Here is a 17657-nt window from a genome sequence, read left to right on the forward strand (position 1 = left end):
ATGGGTCGCCTAAAAACGCGAGGTCGGAATTACTGGCTGGGTTTGCAATGGGACTGGATGTGGTGCCGTGTCATCAAGCGCAATACGGACATACAGAACAAAACTATTTGGCGCATAGTATGGTGAGCGTTCTAGCTTTAGACGATTACCTACAAACACTGATGGTGAAACTTGATACTCCCAGGCAGCCAAGAAAGATGATGCAGTTCCAGGGCCTGAGCTAGCGGAGTAATAAGGATTGCCCGCTGCAGCCTGATAAGCAGCATTGGTTGGGAAATACGGCGCCGCATCGGTACGCGACCAATTACTCGATACCGAGCCACCGATCACATACGAGAACCTAGCAAAGCGCTGTGAATAATTCAATGGGAGCGTTACTGATCGATAGCTTTGTGGGCTGTAGTAGCCGCCCTGTCCATAGGTGAACTCACCAGCATTTCGTTTAAAGCCCCATAGCATCCCAGTCAGGCCACTAGAGAGCTGGCGATCTGTCTCGTTGATGATGCGATAGTTAAGTCCTGCCATAAATTGATTGTCGCTATTGCTTTGTACATTCGTACCAGTCAGGCTTCTTGCTCTAAAGTAAGTCCAGCCACCAAATGTTTCGCCCTTATCCAAGCTAAGGCCCACGGTTCCGCCGGTAGCAACCATTCCGCCCCATATCGATCCAGTGACTGGATCACGCGTGCCCGCATAAGACAGCAACGTACTGGTCATAGGGCGACGAGCCAGTTCTAGTGAGACTCCAAGAGGACCAGCATCTAGTTTTTGTTTCACTCCACCAATCCAGTTTTGGGTCAAGAATCCCAAAGGGGTTGTACCGATATCCGCTTTAAAGTTTTGCTTCTCATATCCAACATTCAGGGCGGTGCCTGATGCTGATTGATTTGAGAAAGTGGTTGGGCAATTGACGGTACATGCAGCCATTGATCCGAAAGTGCTCACTTGGTAAGCATTACCCGCATTAATAGTTCCCGCATTAATATTGACTTGATCAGCGCGGAATGTCACTCTCTCATCGGAGCGGACTGGCATTTTCCACTCAAGGGGCACTTCGGTTGCTCGGTAATAGGATTGGCCAGGTGTTCCATTCAAGGATAAATAATCTACGGCGCCGTCTAACCAGTTGGTTCGCATATCCAACATATCGGCCATTTGCTTATATTGATAGGCACTTCCAGATGCAGCAGCCGAAGGCTGTAATGCCGGGGGTTCAATCTGGAATACTGAAACTCCAGAACCGCTTGAAGATTGCCCTACGCCTACTGTAGATTTAGCAAATTCGTTGACAGGCTTTAATGTAGAAAGACTGTGATAGCTTGATAGCGGCACAGGGGCCTTGGCAAGTGCGCGCTGCTCAGTATCAATCGCCTTATCCAGGTAACCTTCTCTTCTTTGAATCTGGCTATCGAGATACATCATCTTAAAATTATTAGGATCAGCAGAAATTAGGGGCTGCAATTGTTGATTAGCAATTTGAATATCGCCAGATGTAATCAGCTTGCCAATTTCTTTGAGTTGAGCTGCTTGCTGTAGATCTACATAATCCTGCTTTTGGGCTGGGTTTAACTTTTGCCCAGAAAGTAAATTCATTTCCTTTTGGAATTTCGCTGGCTGATCATTATTTAAAAGGTAATTTGCATACCGCAAATGCCACTCAGGAGTTAAATTGGGGTTACCTTGCTCCATCTTTTCAAAAAGCGTATTGCCACGCTCTACATTACCAATCGAGCCCCACGTGAGCGCCACCAAAGATAAAAGATCGGGATCATTCAAAACCTCGTCTTCTAAGTAGCTGAGTTGGGCAATGGCTTTTGCCTTATCTCCCTGCACATTAAGCGCCTTTGCTTGCGCAATTTGCAGATCTAACCAAACACTTCTTTGAAAGCGTGTGATTTTAGGGGTGCGATCTGCTGCTGGAATTTTGTCCAAGACTTTTAAGGCCGCTTGATTTTGCTCGAGACCTGATAAATACAAGGCATAGGCGTATAGGCCCTCAATGTTGCCGGGGTGCGATTTCAAATATTGCTCAAAAAGTGCAATACCCTCTTTAGGGCGATGTGTTTGCGCATACAAACGCGCTAAATCTAAGCGAAGCCAAACATCGTCTGCATCAAGAGCAATAGCCTGCTTCATGAGGGCAATTGCTTTTGAGGTATCACCAACTTTGAGCGCTTGGCGAATATCAAAATCTAGTTGTATCTGCGCATAAGTGGCTTTTTCTGTTGCAGATAACCTTGACTTATTAAGTTGCTGCAATACAGGAGCTAAATCATCGTCCCTTTGGAGGCGATTTAGCACCTTGGCATATGTTAAGCGCAAGGAAGTTGTATCCACCGATGGCTTAGCTAGCGCATTACGCATTAAACCCAGTGCATCATCAGTCCTATCGGCACTAAGCAAGAAAAGGACATTGGCATTAATCATTTCCGGATCATTGGGCGCAAGTCTTAAACCCTCCTTCATCAAGGTCAAGCCTTTATCGAGCGACCCCGAACTCTCATAAATTCCTGCTAATTGAAAACGCAACCAAGGATTGAGTGGTTCTAACTTTAATGCGCGCAGAAGATAGGGAATAGCAGCATCGCCCTGCCCTTGACTTACTAAATCATCAGCTTGAGAGCTCAGTATTTTTACCCGCAGATAATCATATCTTTTGCCAGCAGGGCTATTTTCAGGGGCCTGAGAATTTATTAACACTAACGCTTCATCACGCTTACCAGCATTAATCAATAATTGAACCAAGCCCCGAATCGCAATCCCGTTATCTGACTCAATCGATAAGGCTTCTCGAAACTGCTTTTCGGCCTCTTTGCTATTACCTCGATCGACTTCAATGGTTCCCAATACAGCTATTGCTTCAGAACCCTGTGGCTCCAGTTTAATTGCTGAGCGGATCTTCTCCGTGGCTAAGGAATAATTCTTTTTATCGCGCGCATCTTCTGCCTGATGAATTTGCATCCAGTACTGACTAGTAGCAATGAGGCCCTTCCACTTGCCGCTGTTTTGTGGATTTAACGCTAGTGCTTTCTGAAAATAGGTAATCGCCTCTTCATAATTGCCCTGTCTCATCCGAATTAAACCCATGCCACCCAATGCTAAGTAATCTTTGGGTAAAGCTTTAATCGTATCCAGTAACAGTGGTTCTGCACCCACGATATCGCCCTTATCCAATAAATCCAAGCCAAGCTGACGACGACTTAGCAACGGATCATTGGCAATGCGTTTACGCTCGGCTAAGGCTTCAGTTTCAGCAGTCCAGCGAGCGGTAATTTCTTGGTTATGCGGATCAACCTCTAGATATTTTTGATAGTACGGAATGAGGTCTGCCCCACTCTCTTGTGCATTGAGGACCTCTCGCCAAACCTGCAAAACCCGCTGCTTATCAACCTTTCGATCCTTGTATAACTCAGATAAATTGTTAAAGGCCAAATCGCGAGTATCTTTCTTGGTCCCAAGCAAGGCATCTAAAGCAAGGGCATATTGCAGATTGCGACGATCAGACTTCACTAAGGCCTCTAAGCCAGCACGAGCCTCAGCCCAACCATCGGGCATGCTTGCAATAATTTTGTAATAGCCAACCGCCAACTCTCCTGCAGGCGGACCACTAGGAAATTTTTCTTTTAATAGCGCATTCGCCTCGGCTGGCTTTCCGCTCTTTTGAAGAATGGTTGCCTGAGTTAGGACCCTTCTAGCCTCCATACTCTCTTGTCTACTGGGTGTTTTTTCTGATGCACAGACGATCCCCACTCCAACTGAACCCATCAGAAGAGTTGCAATACAAGATCGGAGAATTCTTGATTTCAAGCGATTACTTTGAAGGTTTGTTAGGAGAAGGCATTAGACTCTTGCGCTCTTCTGCCAACTCCCCGACTAAGAAGAGGTATGACAAGATACGCTTTAAATTCTGAACCGCCAATGAGAAGACCATTTTTGAGCCTTGACCATATACAAAGCTCACCACCTTAAAGAAATTGCTGTTGTCTACAATAAATTCGGCGCCCAAAATCACTTCGTCGCCATCTTTAATCACTCGGCGAATGATGCAATCCATTCGGTGCTGCGCTTGAGTAATGCCCGATACAAAAACCTCAATCATTTCATTGTCATCAATCAAAAATGGGAGATTGACTCTGATGCCTACACCAGTCAGAGAGATGTCAAAGAGCCAACCCTCTAAAGTGGCATCCAACTTCGGAAAATAGACCGTCATCTTTTCCCCAGCCTGTAAACGCGGGAATGTTCTTGCGTGTTGCTTATCTACCAGTCCGATTGTATAAACCACAAACAAATAAAATAAATAAATAATCCAATTGATTGCACCGGTGATAGCATAAAACCAGAAGTAAGGATTAAATAGCATTACGACAAAGGTGCCGATACTTTTTGCGATGTAAGCAAAGTAACCAGCCGAATTTTCACGAACAGCTCGCAGTCCTAGCTTGGTTAATAAGTACAGCTGGAGTTTGGATTGCTTGAGTTCTGCGCTAGCATCCCAAATGCGTTGCCAGCGTCCACTATCACCATATACGAATGCGATCGCCTCTGGGCTAGCCACTTGCTTAGCTATAAATTGAGTACCACAGAAATAATGATTAGCTTCTTTCTGTAAGCGAACAACCTTTGCCTCAAAGGCATAGTGATTACCATAACTATCTTGCGTATTCATTACCAGTTGTTCGCCAACCACTAACTGTGTATCAAGTGGCAAAGCAAATCCCAAACCGCTGGCTGAGACATCTTCTAATTCTGCAGAAATAGGCGCAGCCCCGGGCCGATTGATCGTAATAGTGCCGCCCCCACCAATTCGATAGTACGCCCTGATCTGACGCTTTTCCCAGAACGCGCCCAAGGACATTAAACCTAGCCATATATTGATACAGCACCATACCGCGGTAATGATGATGTTGTCATGCCATATTGGCTCGTAATACCAGCGTACTGCAGCGATACCAATAGAAATTGCATTGATGGTCACAAGAACAAATAAGGGGAATGCATCCCAGCTAAGCTGCTCTTTTTCTAAAGTAAGGCCTTTGGGAGTTACCAAGAATTTTTGCTTCCAGGGATTGAGCAATACAGGCATGAGCTCTCGAATCATCCTAAAACCTTTTACGGTTTCATAAATCTCTGAAAAGAATAATTGCCGAGAGCCAGCGAAGAAATAGGAAATCACCACCAGAATACTCAAGGCGTAGGGAACGGTGAAGTCAACCATCTCATGCCAATTGGCTGCATATACATTCAGGCCTAAGATCAAGAAGGCTGAAGGTGCTAGGAAAAAGATGTAGCGTGCAAATCCAAATAACCAAGAATAAGAAGATGAAAAATAGGCTAACCGTTGTGGCAAGCTCAAGCCCCGCATAAATAAAGGGTTGTAGTGCATCAATATTTGCAACATGCCTTTTGCCCAACGAGAATGCTGAGTTAAGTAATCAGACGGCGTTTCTGGGGATAGCCCACATATCATGGGCTTATTGATGTAGCTGCTGTTATAGCCGTGCGCATGCAGTATTAAAGAGGTTTCACAATCCTCGGTAATAGATTTGAGGGCAATGCCGCCCACCTCCATTAAATACTTGCGGCGCAACACCGCAGCAGAACCACAAAAGAATGCCGCATTCCAAAAGTTCATCGCCGGCTGAATTTTGCGATAAAACATTTCGCTTTCATCAGGTCGGTTAGAGATCCCGGTAATGACGTTATTTACTGGTGTCTCATTGATAAAGAAATGCGGGGTTTGGACCAAGAACATCTTTGGGTCACTTACAAACTGCCCTACCGTATTTCTCAAGATATCGCTGGTCGGAACCTGATCGCAATCCAAAATCAACACGAGGTCGCCATTGCTATGCTGCAAGGCATGGTTAATGTTTCCTGCTTTTGCTTTTTGATTGGTATCGCGGGTGATGTAGTTAACACCAAGCTCTTTAGCTAACTTACGTAAGCTGTAATGTCGGCGCCAAGCCTTAGCACCAGAATCTTTGCTACGACGCTTAGCATGCGTGCCGCCATCATCAAGAATATAGATCTGTAACTTCTCTTTGGGGTATTGAATCTGGGTAGCAGCAGTAACCGTCATTCGGACGATGCTCTCCGCCTCATCGTAGGTCGGAATAAAGACATCTACCGATGGATAATTTGACTCATCTTTGAAGAGCGGAACGATCTCACTGGCCATCGGCGAGAAGTTCACAAACATGTCCAGCAAAAACAAGGTAAAGCCATAGGTCTCTGCCAAAAACAATAAGGCAGTGCCGATAAAGTCAAAAAATCCGGTGTATGTCAAGGTATCGAAAATGCGCCATGCCATATAACGGCAGCTGACAAATAAGGCTAGAACAATAAATAGAGAGCGCCAAGGTTGATTGCGAAAATGCTTTACCTTCGACATTAAGAAAATAATGAAGAAGCTACCCCACCCCAGATATAGCTGGCCGCCAAAATTAAGCAATTCCTCGGCGAAAAAAATCATGAGGCCAATACCTACCGCAAACATACACAAGCTTGCAGTGATCCTGGAGTGGCGATCTCGCAGAAACATTAGCGATACACCATTTGAATAAACCAGGCCCAGAGGGATTCATAGCCCACAGTAAGCAGTAGCACTCCCAGAAATAGCAGCAATACTGCAGATACCAATTTCAAACCAAATGAGCGAATAGGTTGAATCTCCAAGTCAACCGCCTCTGGATCTTTGTGCAACTTGCCTAAATCAACCTCGGTTGGACTCCAGAAGACCACATAGGCATTGAGCGCTCGATCTTCCCCAGTTCGCATCAGCTGTCTTGTAAACCGACACAAAAGCTCTTCTGGGTTTGCCAAAGATTCATAAGCACCCTCGGATAGATAAAGCTCTCCAGGTCCAGCAGCCTCAGCCATAAATGACGCTAACTGCACAGATCGCTCATCCTCTCTTAAACCAGTGAAGGGATTAATTAGGGAAACTATTCCGATAGAAGTCAAACAGATAGGGCTCGAATGATTTTTTGCATTTAATGAGTCGGCTTCAATTTCAATGGCAACAGATGCATGGGTTGCAAAATTCACATTATTAAATGTGTAAACAATTTTTTCATCAAAACCATCCAGCACTACACCGTGATAATCTTTGCAGATCTTTGCAATCAACTGAATCATCTTTTGGCGTGCGCTGTGAGCGGATGGCTCATCAAGGGGCGCCCCATCATCCCTGGGGATAATGTGAATGTGAAAGGCGCTTAAAAAGTTACCCATCAGAAAAATGGTGACAAGTATCGAATAAAGATTAAAACAATGGCCAGCACGATAATCATCACAGCTGCCGCACCCAAATCTTTAATTTTTTTTATCTCTGGGTGCTGCTCAAGGGTAATTAAATCGCAAGTTTTTTCAATAGCAGTGTTAAGCGCCTCTACTGCCAATAAGACCAAAGACAATACTGCAATGAGCACTGTGTATACATTGGGACGATAACAAAAGAATCCAATTGCAATCACAGCCAAGATCAACTCTCTGCGCGCAGCCTTTTGCAGGATGAGCTCTTTTAGCCCTTCAACTGCATTGATGGTTGCGTCAATAATATTTCGCTTTTTTTGCATTAATGTATATTTTTTATGAATATTATCGATTTTATTGGTTTATTGAGTCCAAAGCTCGGTTCGGTTTCGGCCATTTGACTTGGCTTGATACATGGCCTCATCCGCTCTGGCATAAAACACCCTCAATACTTGTGGCGCCTTAGTCTCGCCCTGGCTTTGGGAGCTAAAGCACGCTACCCCAATACTGATAGTGATAAATACCTCTTTGCCATCTACTACGGCACAAGGCAAAGAAGCCACTCTTTTGCGCAGGCGCTCAGCCACCTCAGCAGCCTGATTCATTGAGTTCCCAGGCAAAACGACAAAAAACTCTTCACCACCTACCCTACCAAAGATGTCAATCACTCTCAACTCTTCCTGGCAATGCTTCACTAGGTTTACTAAAACAACATCGCCAAGCGGGTGACCATATCGATCATTAATGTTTTTAAATAGATCAATATCAAGCATCAGAAAAGACAGTGGGTCTTGGGTGCGCAGAGATCTTTCAATCTCCAATTCCGCTCTAGCAAAAGTTTCAGAGCGACTCAATGCTTGGGTTAAAGAATCCGTTTTAGAACTGCGATCCAACATAAAGTTCTTAATCTCTAAGTCAGTGATAATTTTTTTAAGCTGCACCGCCCCAAAAAACATCAGCAACGAAATAGTCAGGGCCAGAAAAGCATCGAACAGGTTGTAATGCCCTTCGGTATAGAAAAGCACTATCGGAGCCACTCTCCTGCCGATCATTAAACCAAAGCTAAGTGCTAATAGGCCGCTAGCGAGGCGATACTGTTTAGATCGAAAAAATAAGTTGAGCGCATATGCAGTAACGCCCACCTGCGCCACCACCGCCATCACATAAAAGGTGATTGAAAAAAACTTAGCTCCCATAGTTACTGAGTATCAATAATTTTTTGCAGCTCATTTTCACCTGTAAGAAGTTTAAAAGCGGCATCCACTACTCTGGCGTCTAACTTTATACCCGCTTCTACTCGAACTTCATCTAAAGCCGCAACCAATCCTTTGGCCGGGCGGTAAGGTCTATGAGTTGCCATCGCTTCAATCGTGTCAGCTACAGCAAGGACTCTAGCCTCTTCACAAATCTGATCACCCTGAAGATGGTTTGGATATCCACTGCCATCCAAGCGCTCGTGATGTTGATGCACCATATCAGCAATGGGCCATGGAAATGGTATGTCTTTGAGGATTTGATAGCCTGCTTCTACGTGCCCCTGGACCAACTGCATTTCAAGATCGGTAAGCCTAGATGGCTTTGTCAGTACCTCGGAAGGGACTGCCATCTTGCCAATGTCATGCACCATTGCAGCCATATAAAGAGCCTGAATTCGCTCGTTTTCCCAGCCCAGTTTTCGAGCAATTGCCATAGAAATGCTGGCAACCCTCTTTTGATGACCGGCGGTATAGGGATCGCGCCATTCCATGGTTTTAGACATCGCCTCAATTGTTGATCGCAAGGCTGTAGACAAGCGCTCTTGAGTAAGCTCTTTTTCATGAATTTGGTCATCCAACTTATGTTGTCGCTCAATTGAACGCAAACCAAATCCAATTTCCTTGGCAAGACTTTCAAAAAGCTGAACTTCTGATGCGCCAAATGTATTCGGAACTTTTGAATAGACCATGAGCGAGCCAAAGGGCATACCTGTAAATCCATCCGGTATTGGGCATCCAATTACAGATCGAATGCCAAACTCTTTGGCACGCTGACGCCAAGCCTCAAATCCAGAATCAGTTTCACCATCAATCACCACGCTAGTTTTATTGTTACGAATACAGCTTCCAGCCGGGCCGCGACCGGTTATCTCAGATTCTGACCAGCTCACCAAAATATTGCTGATATACCCCACAGCTGAACCAGCCGCGCCAACTACCTTTACCGTTCTGAAGGCATCGTTTTCAGCTCTACCTACCCATGCAAGTACATATGGACCCTGAGCAGCAATTGCTTCACAAACCTCTTGTATCAGCAATTCTGTAGAGTTAGCACGAGCCAGCGCAGCAGCAGCTTCTGATAGCGCAGATAATGCCCAACCACGTTTCTCTAACTCTTCTCGAATAGCCTCTTGGGATGGGGCTCTTGGCGCGCCTAATGGCTTTGTTTTCATACCTTGATTATGGATCTAAAAACTATAAAAACCTTGCTATTAATCATAAATAAGATCACTATTAAATCGGAAAGTAATTACTTAGGACTCATTAAGGACGCATGAAGGACGACATTGAAAAGATTTACGCAAAGCTAATTAGTCTGGAGACTGAAGTCAGCAATTTGCGTCAAGGCTACATCACCGTAAATGCCCGCTATGCCGAGGCACTAGGCACCCTCAAGACTCTGACTACGAGCGCACTTGAAGCGGCCAAAAGAGCGGCTATATCGGCTGAAAAGGCCTCTCTATCTGCAAAGAACTGCGCAACCGCTGCCAAATTAGCAGCTTCTGAAGCCGTAGTTGATGCAGCTGAGGCCGCCGCTGATGCTGCTGCCGCTTCTGCTGAGGCCGCCATTGAAGCTGCTGCTGCCGCTTCTGCTGCTGCTGCTGCCGCCGCTGCAGCCGTCGCTCATCAAGCAGAGGAGTCTTCTATCTTGGCATCCGCAGAAGCTGCCGAAGCCACTAAGCGGGCTGCCATGGCTGCAGCTGAAGCCGTGAAGATGTCTAACCTCGCAGCTGAATCTGCTAGATCTGCGCGCGGCAAGAAATAATCAGACCTACAAAAGCAAAAAGCTCCTGATTAGGAGCTTTTTTACTTAAATCTTGTGGGGCGAACGACGGGGCTCGAACCCGCGACAACCAGAATCACAATCTGGGACTCTACCAACTGAGCTACGTCCGCCACTGAAGACCTAGATTATAGCTTTTTGACCAAAAACCTGTCAAAAATACCCCTTTTAAGGCCCAACTTAAGAGGTTTCGAACTCAAAAGCGGCCCAATCCCCAAGGCATAAGCTCGCATCGATGAAAAAGTCGGTAATTGCGGCTTTGCTCTGCACCTTGGCCAAAGCATGGTGATCTGAGAGTCTCTGACGCCAATAACGAGAGCCTGCTCTGCCATGCGCCAACCCAAGAATATGCCTTGTGAATGCGCCGATATAAAAAGATTTTCCTTTGCCTTGGCATTCATCAAACCATGCGTGAACTTGTTTAACCAATGCAATTTGAATGCGGTGCCATTCAGTTTCACTAAAGAGATAGCCAGCAGCATCGCCATCAGTATTAATCATGTCATCCCAACCTAAAAGCAGTGCAGGGAAATGATAAGCGGCGCGCCCAACCATGAAGCCATCAAAGTCATTCCAGTGACCCGCGATTTGCTCATTGGTTTCTAGGCCACCGTTAAGCAAGACTTTTAATTCAGGGAATTGTTTCTGCGCATCTAATCTGAGTTTTGCAGCCACTGCGTAATGCAACGGTGGTTTACTGCGATTCTCCTTTGGAGATAAACCTTTGAGCACTGCATTGCGCGCATGAATGGTGACTTGACTAGCGCCAGCATCAGCTACCGCAAGAATGAAATTGAGTGCAAATTGATAATCGGCTTCTGAGTTTTCAGCATCCATGGAATCTAAGCCAAGGCGGTGTTTTACTGAGATCGGAATATCCACCGCACTCTTCATAGATCGGACACACTCTGCTACCAGATTAGGCTCGGCCATTAGGCAAGCCCCAAAGGCGCCACGCTGCACACGCTCAGATGGACAACCACAATTCAAATCAATTTCATCGTAGCCCCACTGTTGGGCGAGTTCTGCTGATTTAGCCAGATCAGAGGGCTCTGACCCACCTAATTGCAGAACTACGGGGTGTTGATCCTGCGAGTAATCCAAATGGCGTGGCACATCACCATGCATGAGTGCGCCCGTGGTGACCATCTCTGTATAGAGAACAGCTTCTTTAGTCAGCGTACGATGAAACGAACGGCAATGGCGATCAGTCCATTCCATCATGGGGGCTACTGCAAGGCGTTTTTTATTGTTAGCGCTCATATTGATCTAGCGAAGCGCTCTCTTACTAAAAAAGGATCTACTTTCATTGCTAATCGGATCTTTGAAATGAATTTCTTTTGCCAAGAGTTGTAGGGGGTTTGAAAAGTCCAAATCATACTCTTGATAAGGCGTCAAAATTGGGTAGATCTGATCACCTTTAATCGGAATGCCGAGACTATTGAGGTGACAGCGCAACTGATGCTTTTTGCCGCTACCCGGCGTTAAACGATACTTTGCCCAGGGCTTTGAAGCATTGATGAGTTCTATTTCGGTATCGGTATTAGGCTCGCCCTTCACTTCTTGCATTTGCAGAAAGTGTTCGGACTCCTCAAGCCTGCTTTGATAGGTCATCGGCAGATTTTTCTCAAGCGTCTCTGAATATGGCGCTATTGCTTCGTACACTTTCTTTACTACGCGATCTCGAAAGAGATTTTGATATTGCGCCCTCTCACTTGGATTAACCGAGAAGATGACTAGGCCAGCTGTATCGCGATCGATTCGATGAATGGGGCTTAGAGTTTGGATGCCAGTTTTTTTCTTGAGCCGGTTAAGCAAGGTTTGATGCAAATACAGGCCGCTTGGTGTAACTGGCAGGAAGTGTGGCTTATCAGCAACCACAATATGCGCATCCTGAAACAGAATTTCTTCTTCGAAAGGGATGTCTGGTTCTTTAGCCAGTCGCCTGAAATAAATTAAGTGAGTACTAGGTTGATAGACATCTTGAGGTTTTACAGGCTGCCCATCGACCGTCATCACCAAGCCTTCACTAAAGCGAGCTTCCCACTCACTCTTTTCAATATGAGGAAATTGACTGATAAAGAAATTCAAGAGACTGGGGTAATGTTTATCTGCCGGCAGATAAACGCGTGATGAGGATACCCCCTCGGAATTAACTTTCATGTATCTAGCTTAAGATTTCAGTAAGGCAATTTTAAAGGATTTGAGTAACAATTAATAAAAAGGGTGGCCTAGCCACCCTTTTTGCTTTCTTTGTACTTTGCCAGCCGATACTTATTTACTTCTCTTGGCTAACTTAGCCTCCAGCTCTACCGCGAGATCAAGTGCACCCATATAACCAGATTTCAAATGATTTGGAAGATCTGGATCGCCAACCATGGCGCCTAGAGTCTCCACCAGACTGAAGACAATGCCTTTGGCTGCGCCAATAGCAATGGTCTCGCTAGCAACAGCCTCATCAATATGATTGACGGCATCCAAGAAATAATCATGCCCTGGCAAACCATCTGGTCCTAGCGCTTCTTTAGTCATCATTTTCCCCTATTCAAGACGTAAATCGTTACTGCTAATTTGTAGCTGACCATTATGACTCAAGCCTTTGAGGAGTTTCTTTTCTGCCGCAGATAAAAGCAGTAACCGATGTTTTGAGAAATGCTCTAAAGCATCTCCAAAAACAGAGTCAGGATCTATATCTTCTAATGCCTCATAACTAAAGTGGCATTGCACATCCTTGCCATCTAACTTGGCAATATAAATAACGCCACCATCAGCAGCCAAAATTGCCGGCCCTACAAACTCAATACTCATAACATCTGATCCACTTTATAGAAGAACTTACGTGCGTACGCCAAAATCTCTTTATCCGTTGGGTGATCAACAGTCTCAACACCAACAATCTTTTCGGCAACCTTAGGGTCATGGTGATGAGCGTGCTTAATGAGCTCAAGCTTCGCTGATCCTGGGCCAATTACCAAAATCTCTTTAGATAAAGTGACCGCCTGAATAACAGAGTGTAGATACTTAGAATCTAGCTCGAGTTTTCCACTACCAACAACCCCGCCCTTGTGGTGTAAATGGGCATGGCTAGACTTCGTTTTGATGACTTCGGCCTCGCTAGCGTCGGCACTCAAAAACATCACATGGGCTTCTTTATGGTCAATCCAAATAACTGCGTGATTTAAAGACATTGTTTTCCTATTTTTATATCGATGAATCTTTCACCATACTCCTTATTGCCCTATGAAACAGCTTTAGAGTTGATTTAAGTCAAATTCCCACACACTCTTGGGGAAATGACGGCTAAATAGTCAATTTTGGATAAATCCTTATACTCAAGCGATGTCAATATGAGCGCGCCATGGCCAATCCACTCAACAAACTAATTCCTCTCCGATATCTCCCATTTACGCTTTGCATTTTTGGGACATTATTTAGCTTTGCAAGCTTAGAACTTAATGAGAGCCCATGGGATAGTCGAGCGTGGCGTTATTTTTTCCTCTTTGGCGCCTTAACTTTAGTTGGCATTTATGATCTTTTGCAAATCAGAATGTCAATCTTGCGCAACTATCCAGTAATTGGTCATTTGCGCTTCCTGCTCGAATATATCCGCCCGGAGATTCGCCAATACTTTATTGAGGGTGATAACGATGAAGCCCCCTTCTCTAGGGAGCAAAGAACTTTAGTCTATTCACGAGCAAAGGCAGTCTCAGACTCTATTCCGTTTGGTACTACGCTAGATGTGATGGCGCCCGGCTACCAATGGATCAATCAATCCCTTATGCCGACCAAGCTAGCAAGTCATGACTTTCGGGTAACGATTGGTGGCAAAGACTGCAAGCAGCCCTACTCTGCCAGTATTTTTAATATCTCTGCCATGAGCTTTGGCTCCTTAAGCGCAAATGCCGTGATGGCACTAAATCTTGGCGCTTATAAAGGTCGCTTTGCTCATGACACCGGGGAAGGATCGATCTCCATCTATCACCGCGTTCATGGTGGCGACCTCATTTGGGAAATTGGCTCTGGTTATTTTGGTTGCCGCAATCCCGATGGCAGCTTTAATGCCGAGAAATATACCGAGAATGCAATTGATCCCCAGGTCAAGATGGTTGAGATCAAGCTCAGTCAAGGCGCCAAGCCCGGTCATGGCGGAATTCTGCCGGGATCGAAGGTCACCCCAGAAATCGCTGAGGCGCGTGGCGTCAAAGTAGGCGAAGCCTGTATTTCTCCAAACTCACACAGCGCATTCTCCTCCCCATTAGAGCTCATGCATTTTGTGAAAAAACTGCGTGACCTATCTGGCGGAAAACCAGTAGGCTTCAAACTCTGTATTGGGCACCCCTGGGAGTGGTTCGGCATTGTGAAGGCAATGCTGGAGACCAATATCACGCCAGACTTTATAGTGGTGGATGGCTCCGAAGGCGGCACTGGCGCCTCTCCAGTCGAATTCACTAATCATGTAGGCACTCCTCTTCAAGAGGGATTACGTCTTGTGCACAACACCCTGGTTGGCGTGAACTTACGAGAGCAAATTAAGATTGGTTGCTCTGGAAAAATCATTAGCTCGTTTGATATGGCGGTTGCCTTTGCCTTGGGTGCAGATTGGTGTAATAGCGCCCGAGGCTTCATGTTCTCGGTAGGCTGTATTCAAGCACAAGTATGTGATACCGGCTTTTGCCCTACCGGCGTAACTACGCAAGATCCTGGCCGTCAAAAGGCGCTCGTTGTTCCAAATAAAGCTGAGCGCGTTTACAACTTTCATAATGAGACGCTCAAAGCCTTAAAGGAATTAGTTGAAGCTGCAGGCTTAAATCATCCAGGTGAAATTGATGCACCTCATATCGTGCGCCGCATTAACAAGAATGAAGTGCGCCTTCTTTCCGTGCTACTTCCTGAGATGCCCGCCGGACAATTGCTCAAGAATGAGCCAATCAGCGAATCACTAAATTTGCCCAGAGTCTACAACCTCTATTGGAATAAATCACAGGCCAGTAGCTTTAATGCCAAAAAGGCTTAGAGCTCAACGGATTTAGGTTGAGCTTTATGGCGATACATTGCCAAATCTACTTGGTGCAGAATATCCGAGACTGATTTTGGGGGTTGGTTATATGTTGCCGAACCAATACTTAATGAAACCGAATATCCAAACTCTTGCATCGCCTGATTCACCTTGCTGACTATCTCCTCAGATAATTTCTTCATTTGCTCTTCACTTAGATTTAAGGCTATCACTAGAAATTCATCGCCACCCAATCTATAAAACGTCGCGCTATCTGAAGCAAATTTAAGTAACTCATGCGCAATCTTTGTTAATACCTGATCCCCTACTAAGTGCCCGCGCAAATCATTTATTTTCTTAAAATTATTTACATCAATGAGCGCTACTGAAAAAATCTCGCCCCGTCCCTCTAGCCTTGCAATCGCTTGTTCAATAACCATTCGGGCCCGTCTTCTATTCCATAGACCAGTCAATGAATCGGTATTTGCCATCTGATTCACTCGCAATTGGCTCCTACGCAGCGACCTTGCAAGCCATATGATTAATAGAGTCGCCAGAAAACGAATTGAAAAATTTAATGTATCAACTGGTGTAAAACCAAATTCAAAGTTACCCTCTCTAAATAAAAAATAATTTTCAAACAGGGTTGAGACAATGAGAGCAAGAACAACCACCTTTAATGACTTTGCATTTAATGCAATGATTGCCGCGGGGAATAAATAAAGTAAAACAAACCGATAATTAAATGGTGATACCACATCAATAAGCAGAATTAACCCCAAAAGACAGAAGCCAAAAACTACTGCGAATTTTGGCTTAATGCCAAATGGACTGTCAGCACCCCTAATTATTATGTTCATTAGCGATCTACCCAGGTAATGGTATTTTTTGCAACCGGAGTTAATCGATAAACATATGTGCTTCGTGGAGCCAACATAAATCCATTGAGATCGTATAAATAAGATCGCTTACGATGCATGAGCCCATGCTTAACCAGCTTATCAAAGTCTCTTACCAATTGCGGGCAACGCGGATAATCATTTAATCGATAGAGCACTTTCGCACTCGTAGCTTTCGAGTACTCCACTACGAGGTCGGGATTGCATTCTTCTAGGCCGGCAGGCTGCTGACGAAGTCTATTTAATAGCCACTGGTAGCGAGATTTGGATAACATAATAGGATATTAGCTATAAGGCTAATATTGTACTAATAACTATGCCTATTTTTGGTGCAGAATTGAGCCTTTTTAGAGAACTGCGTTAAACCAGCGTATTTAAAGGAATAAAAAACCGCCCTAAGGCGGTTTTTACTGAAGCCGTTTTACTTCCAAATATTTAGTCTGCGTAGATGCCGGCATTCTTGATGATTGGCGTCCACAAATCAATCTGTGCCTTCAGGTGCTTTTTGAATGCCTCTGGAGTGGCATTTGCTTGTGAAGGAATCTCTACACCCAACTCAGCCATATGCTGCTTGTAGAGTGGATCTTGAATAGCGCCTTGTAAGGCTTTAGCTAATTTATCCATTTCTGCCTTAGGTGTGCCTTTTGGAGCATATACACCATGCCAAACTTTAACCTCAAAGTTTTTCAAGCCCTGCTCATTCAGAGTAGGAATCTTGTCAAACGCTTTGATGCGTTGCATAGTTGTTGTGCCGTAAGGCTTCACAGCATTAGTAGCCAACTGACCTGAGAGGTTGGTTGTCTGATCACACATCAACTGTACTTGACCACCGATTAAGTCTGTCAATGCAGGTGCAGTACCTTTGTAAGGAACGGTTGTTAAATCCAACTGAATGCGGCTCATGAAAAGCAGGCCACACAAGTGACTAGCAGAACCCACACCAGCATTGGCATAAGCAATCTTGCCAACGTTAGCTTTCATGTACGGCAAAAGTTCTTGATAGTTCTTCGGTGGCAGGTCTTTGTTACCAACCAAGATCATCGGTACGTCAGCAACTTGACCGACATACTCATAATCATTCATTGGATCAAAGCCCAAGTTTTTGTACAAAGCTGGGGCTGTAGACATGCCAATGTGATGAATCAACAATGTGTAGCCATCATTCTTGGAGTTAATCACTCGCTTAGCAGCAATCGTGCCACCTGCACCAGGGCTGTTATCTACAATCACTTGGCCTTTGAGCTGCTTACCCATAGCTAGGGCAAGTTCACGAGCAACTTTATCGGTTGGTCCACCAGCCGAGAATGGAACAACTAATGTAATTGGGCGATCGCCAGGGAAGTCAGCTGCTTTGGCAGCAGAAATGCTGACCCCTAATGCACACAGCGAAATTGCTGCAATGCGGAAAATTGATTGGGACATTTTCACAGTAACCCTAGCCTTTCGTGATTAAACATACAAAGTAG

Annotated in this window: 16 protein-coding genes and 1 tRNA gene; 2 read left to right on the forward strand and 15 right to left on the reverse strand. The window is 45.1% G+C overall.

Features of this window, described 5'->3' with window-relative positions; translation table 11 throughout:
- Positions 1-9: 9 nt before the first annotated feature.
- The 6 genes from ICN19_RS09655 to ICN19_RS09680 are packed head-to-tail and all read right to left on the reverse strand — an operon-like array spanning position 10 to position 9685.
- Positions 10-3807 carry a cellulose synthase subunit BcsC-related outer membrane protein gene (locus tag ICN19_RS09655; RefSeq protein ID WP_216247473.1) on the reverse strand — a complete coding sequence of 1266 codons (3798 nt, stop codon included), beginning with the start codon at positions 3805-3807 and terminating at the stop codon, positions 10-12.
- A 4-nt stretch (positions 3808-3811) separates the two neighbouring features.
- A complete protein-coding gene (bcsA, locus tag ICN19_RS09660; RefSeq protein WP_216247475.1) occupies positions 3812-6544 on the reverse strand; it encodes a UDP-forming cellulose synthase catalytic subunit in 2733 nt (910 codons plus the stop codon).
- Positions 6544-7236, reverse strand: coding sequence for a hypothetical protein (locus ICN19_RS09665; RefSeq protein WP_216247476.1), 693 nt, complete (start codon positions 7234-7236; stop codon positions 6544-6546). Before ICN19_RS09665 ends, bcsA begins: the two co-directional genes overlap by 1 nt.
- A complete protein-coding gene (locus tag ICN19_RS09670; RefSeq protein WP_216247477.1) occupies positions 7236-7580 on the reverse strand; it encodes a diacylglycerol kinase in 345 nt (114 codons plus the stop codon). The genes ICN19_RS09665 and ICN19_RS09670 overlap by 1 nt, the downstream gene beginning before the upstream one ends.
- Before the next feature lie 39 nt (positions 7581-7619).
- Positions 7620-8453 (reverse strand): GGDEF domain-containing protein, encoded by an 834-nt coding sequence (locus ICN19_RS09675; RefSeq protein WP_216247479.1) that lies wholly within the window; start codon positions 8451-8453, stop codon positions 7620-7622.
- Positions 8454-8455: 2 nt separating this feature from the next.
- A complete protein-coding gene (locus tag ICN19_RS09680; protein WP_216247481.1) occupies positions 8456-9685 on the reverse strand; it encodes an HD domain-containing phosphohydrolase in 1230 nt (409 codons plus the stop codon).
- Between the two features lie 101 nt (positions 9686-9786).
- On the opposite strand from ICN19_RS09680, the gene ICN19_RS09685 reads away from it, so the two are divergent.
- Positions 9787-10278: a hypothetical protein gene (locus ICN19_RS09685; RefSeq protein ID WP_216247483.1), complete on the forward strand. Its 492-nt coding sequence runs from the start codon at positions 9787-9789 to the stop codon at positions 10276-10278.
- A 55-nt stretch (positions 10279-10333) separates the two neighbouring features.
- Here ICN19_RS09685 and ICN19_RS09690 read toward each other — a convergent pair.
- The 6 genes from ICN19_RS09690 to ICN19_RS09715 form a co-directional block, all read right to left on the reverse strand.
- A tRNA-His gene (locus tag ICN19_RS09690) sits at positions 10334-10409 on the reverse strand.
- A gap of 67 nt (positions 10410-10476) precedes the next feature.
- Positions 10477-11559, reverse strand: coding sequence for a tRNA dihydrouridine(20/20a) synthase DusA (dusA, locus tag ICN19_RS09695; RefSeq protein WP_216860686.1), 1083 nt, complete (start codon positions 11557-11559; stop codon positions 10477-10479).
- 6 nt (positions 11560-11565) lie between these two features.
- Complete coding sequence (locus tag ICN19_RS09700) at positions 11566-12459, reverse strand: pseudouridine synthase (RefSeq protein ID WP_216247485.1); 894 nt, start codon at positions 12457-12459, stop codon at positions 11566-11568.
- A gap of 111 nt (positions 12460-12570) precedes the next feature.
- Complete coding sequence (locus ICN19_RS09705; RefSeq protein WP_215383498.1) at positions 12571-12828, reverse strand: hypothetical protein; 258 nt, start codon at positions 12826-12828, stop codon at positions 12571-12573.
- Between the two features lie 9 nt (positions 12829-12837).
- A complete protein-coding gene (locus tag ICN19_RS09710) occupies positions 12838-13104 on the reverse strand; it encodes a DUF1488 family protein (RefSeq protein WP_216247487.1) in 267 nt (88 codons plus the stop codon).
- Complete coding sequence (locus ICN19_RS09715; protein ID WP_216247489.1) at positions 13101-13484, reverse strand: translational machinery protein; 384 nt, start codon at positions 13482-13484, stop codon at positions 13101-13103. Before ICN19_RS09715 ends, ICN19_RS09710 begins: the two co-directional genes overlap by 4 nt.
- Before the next feature lie 170 nt (positions 13485-13654).
- Here ICN19_RS09715 and ICN19_RS09720 point away from each other — a divergent pair, with 170 nt between their 5' ends.
- Positions 13655-15310, forward strand: a complete 1656-nt coding sequence (locus ICN19_RS09720; protein WP_216247491.1) for an FMN-binding glutamate synthase family protein — start codon at positions 13655-13657, stop codon at positions 15308-15310.
- Here ICN19_RS09720 and ICN19_RS09725 read toward each other — a convergent pair.
- From ICN19_RS09725 to ICN19_RS09735, 3 genes are all read right to left on the reverse strand, one after another.
- Positions 15307-16152, reverse strand: coding sequence for a GGDEF domain-containing protein (locus ICN19_RS09725; protein ID WP_216247493.1), 846 nt, complete (start codon positions 16150-16152; stop codon positions 15307-15309). The two genes, ICN19_RS09720 and ICN19_RS09725, sit on opposite strands and share 4 nt — an antisense overlap.
- Positions 16152-16466, reverse strand: a complete 315-nt coding sequence (locus tag ICN19_RS09730) for a hypothetical protein (protein WP_216247495.1) — start codon at positions 16464-16466, stop codon at positions 16152-16154. The genes ICN19_RS09725 and ICN19_RS09730 overlap by 1 nt, the downstream gene beginning before the upstream one ends.
- A 160-nt stretch (positions 16467-16626) precedes the next feature.
- Complete coding sequence (locus ICN19_RS09735; RefSeq protein WP_216247497.1) at positions 16627-17613, reverse strand: tripartite tricarboxylate transporter substrate-binding protein; 987 nt, start codon at positions 17611-17613, stop codon at positions 16627-16629.
- Positions 17614-17657: the final 44 nt, after the last annotated feature.

The sequence above is a fragment of the Polynucleobacter sp. AP-Capit-er-40B-B4 genome, from assembly GCF_018882245.1.
In the GTDB taxonomy this organism is placed as follows: domain Bacteria; phylum Pseudomonadota; class Gammaproteobacteria; order Burkholderiales; family Burkholderiaceae; genus Polynucleobacter.

What these genes read in the sequence shown, in the direction of transcription:
- bcsA (WP_216247475.1), bottom strand. Translation starts at nt 6,544, where the DNA reads ATGTTTCTGCGAGATCGCCACTCCAGGATCACTGCAAGCTTGTGTATG.
- ICN19_RS09665 (WP_216247476.1), bottom strand. Translation starts at nt 7,236, where the DNA reads ATGGGTAACTTTTTAAGCGCCTTTCACATTCACATTATCCCCAGGGAT.
- ICN19_RS09670 (WP_216247477.1), bottom strand. Translation starts at nt 7,580, where the DNA reads ATGCAAAAAAAGCGAAATATTATTGACGCAACCATCAATGCAGTTGAA.
- ICN19_RS09675 (WP_216247479.1), bottom strand. Translation starts at nt 8,453, where the DNA reads ATGGGAGCTAAGTTTTTTTCAATCACCTTTTATGTGATGGCGGTGGTG.
- ICN19_RS09680 (WP_216247481.1), bottom strand. Translation starts at nt 9,685, where the DNA reads ATGAAAACAAAGCCATTAGGCGCGCCAAGAGCCCCATCCCAAGAGGCT.
- ICN19_RS09685 (WP_216247483.1), top strand. Translation starts at nt 9,787, where the DNA reads ATGAAGGACGACATTGAAAAGATTTACGCAAAGCTAATTAGTCTGGAG.
- dusA (WP_216860686.1), bottom strand. Translation starts at nt 11,559, where the DNA reads ATGAGCGCTAACAATAAAAAACGCCTTGCAGTAGCCCCCATGATGGAA.
- ICN19_RS09700 (WP_216247485.1), bottom strand. Translation starts at nt 12,459, where the DNA reads ATGAAAGTTAATTCCGAGGGGGTATCCTCATCACGCGTTTATCTGCCG.
- ICN19_RS09705 (WP_215383498.1), bottom strand. Translation starts at nt 12,828, where the DNA reads ATGACTAAAGAAGCGCTAGGACCAGATGGTTTGCCAGGGCATGATTAT.
- ICN19_RS09710 (WP_216247487.1), bottom strand. Translation starts at nt 13,104, where the DNA reads ATGAGTATTGAGTTTGTAGGGCCGGCAATTTTGGCTGCTGATGGTGGC.
- ICN19_RS09715 (WP_216247489.1), bottom strand. Translation starts at nt 13,484, where the DNA reads ATGTCTTTAAATCACGCAGTTATTTGGATTGACCATAAAGAAGCCCAT.
- ICN19_RS09720 (WP_216247491.1), top strand. Translation starts at nt 13,655, where the DNA reads ATGGCCAATCCACTCAACAAACTAATTCCTCTCCGATATCTCCCATTT.
- ICN19_RS09725 (WP_216247493.1), bottom strand. Translation starts at nt 16,152, where the DNA reads ATGAACATAATAATTAGGGGTGCTGACAGTCCATTTGGCATTAAGCCA.
- ICN19_RS09730 (WP_216247495.1), bottom strand. Translation starts at nt 16,466, where the DNA reads ATGTTATCCAAATCTCGCTACCAGTGGCTATTAAATAGACTTCGTCAG.
- ICN19_RS09735 (WP_216247497.1), bottom strand. Translation starts at nt 17,613, where the DNA reads ATGTCCCAATCAATTTTCCGCATTGCAGCAATTTCGCTGTGTGCATTA.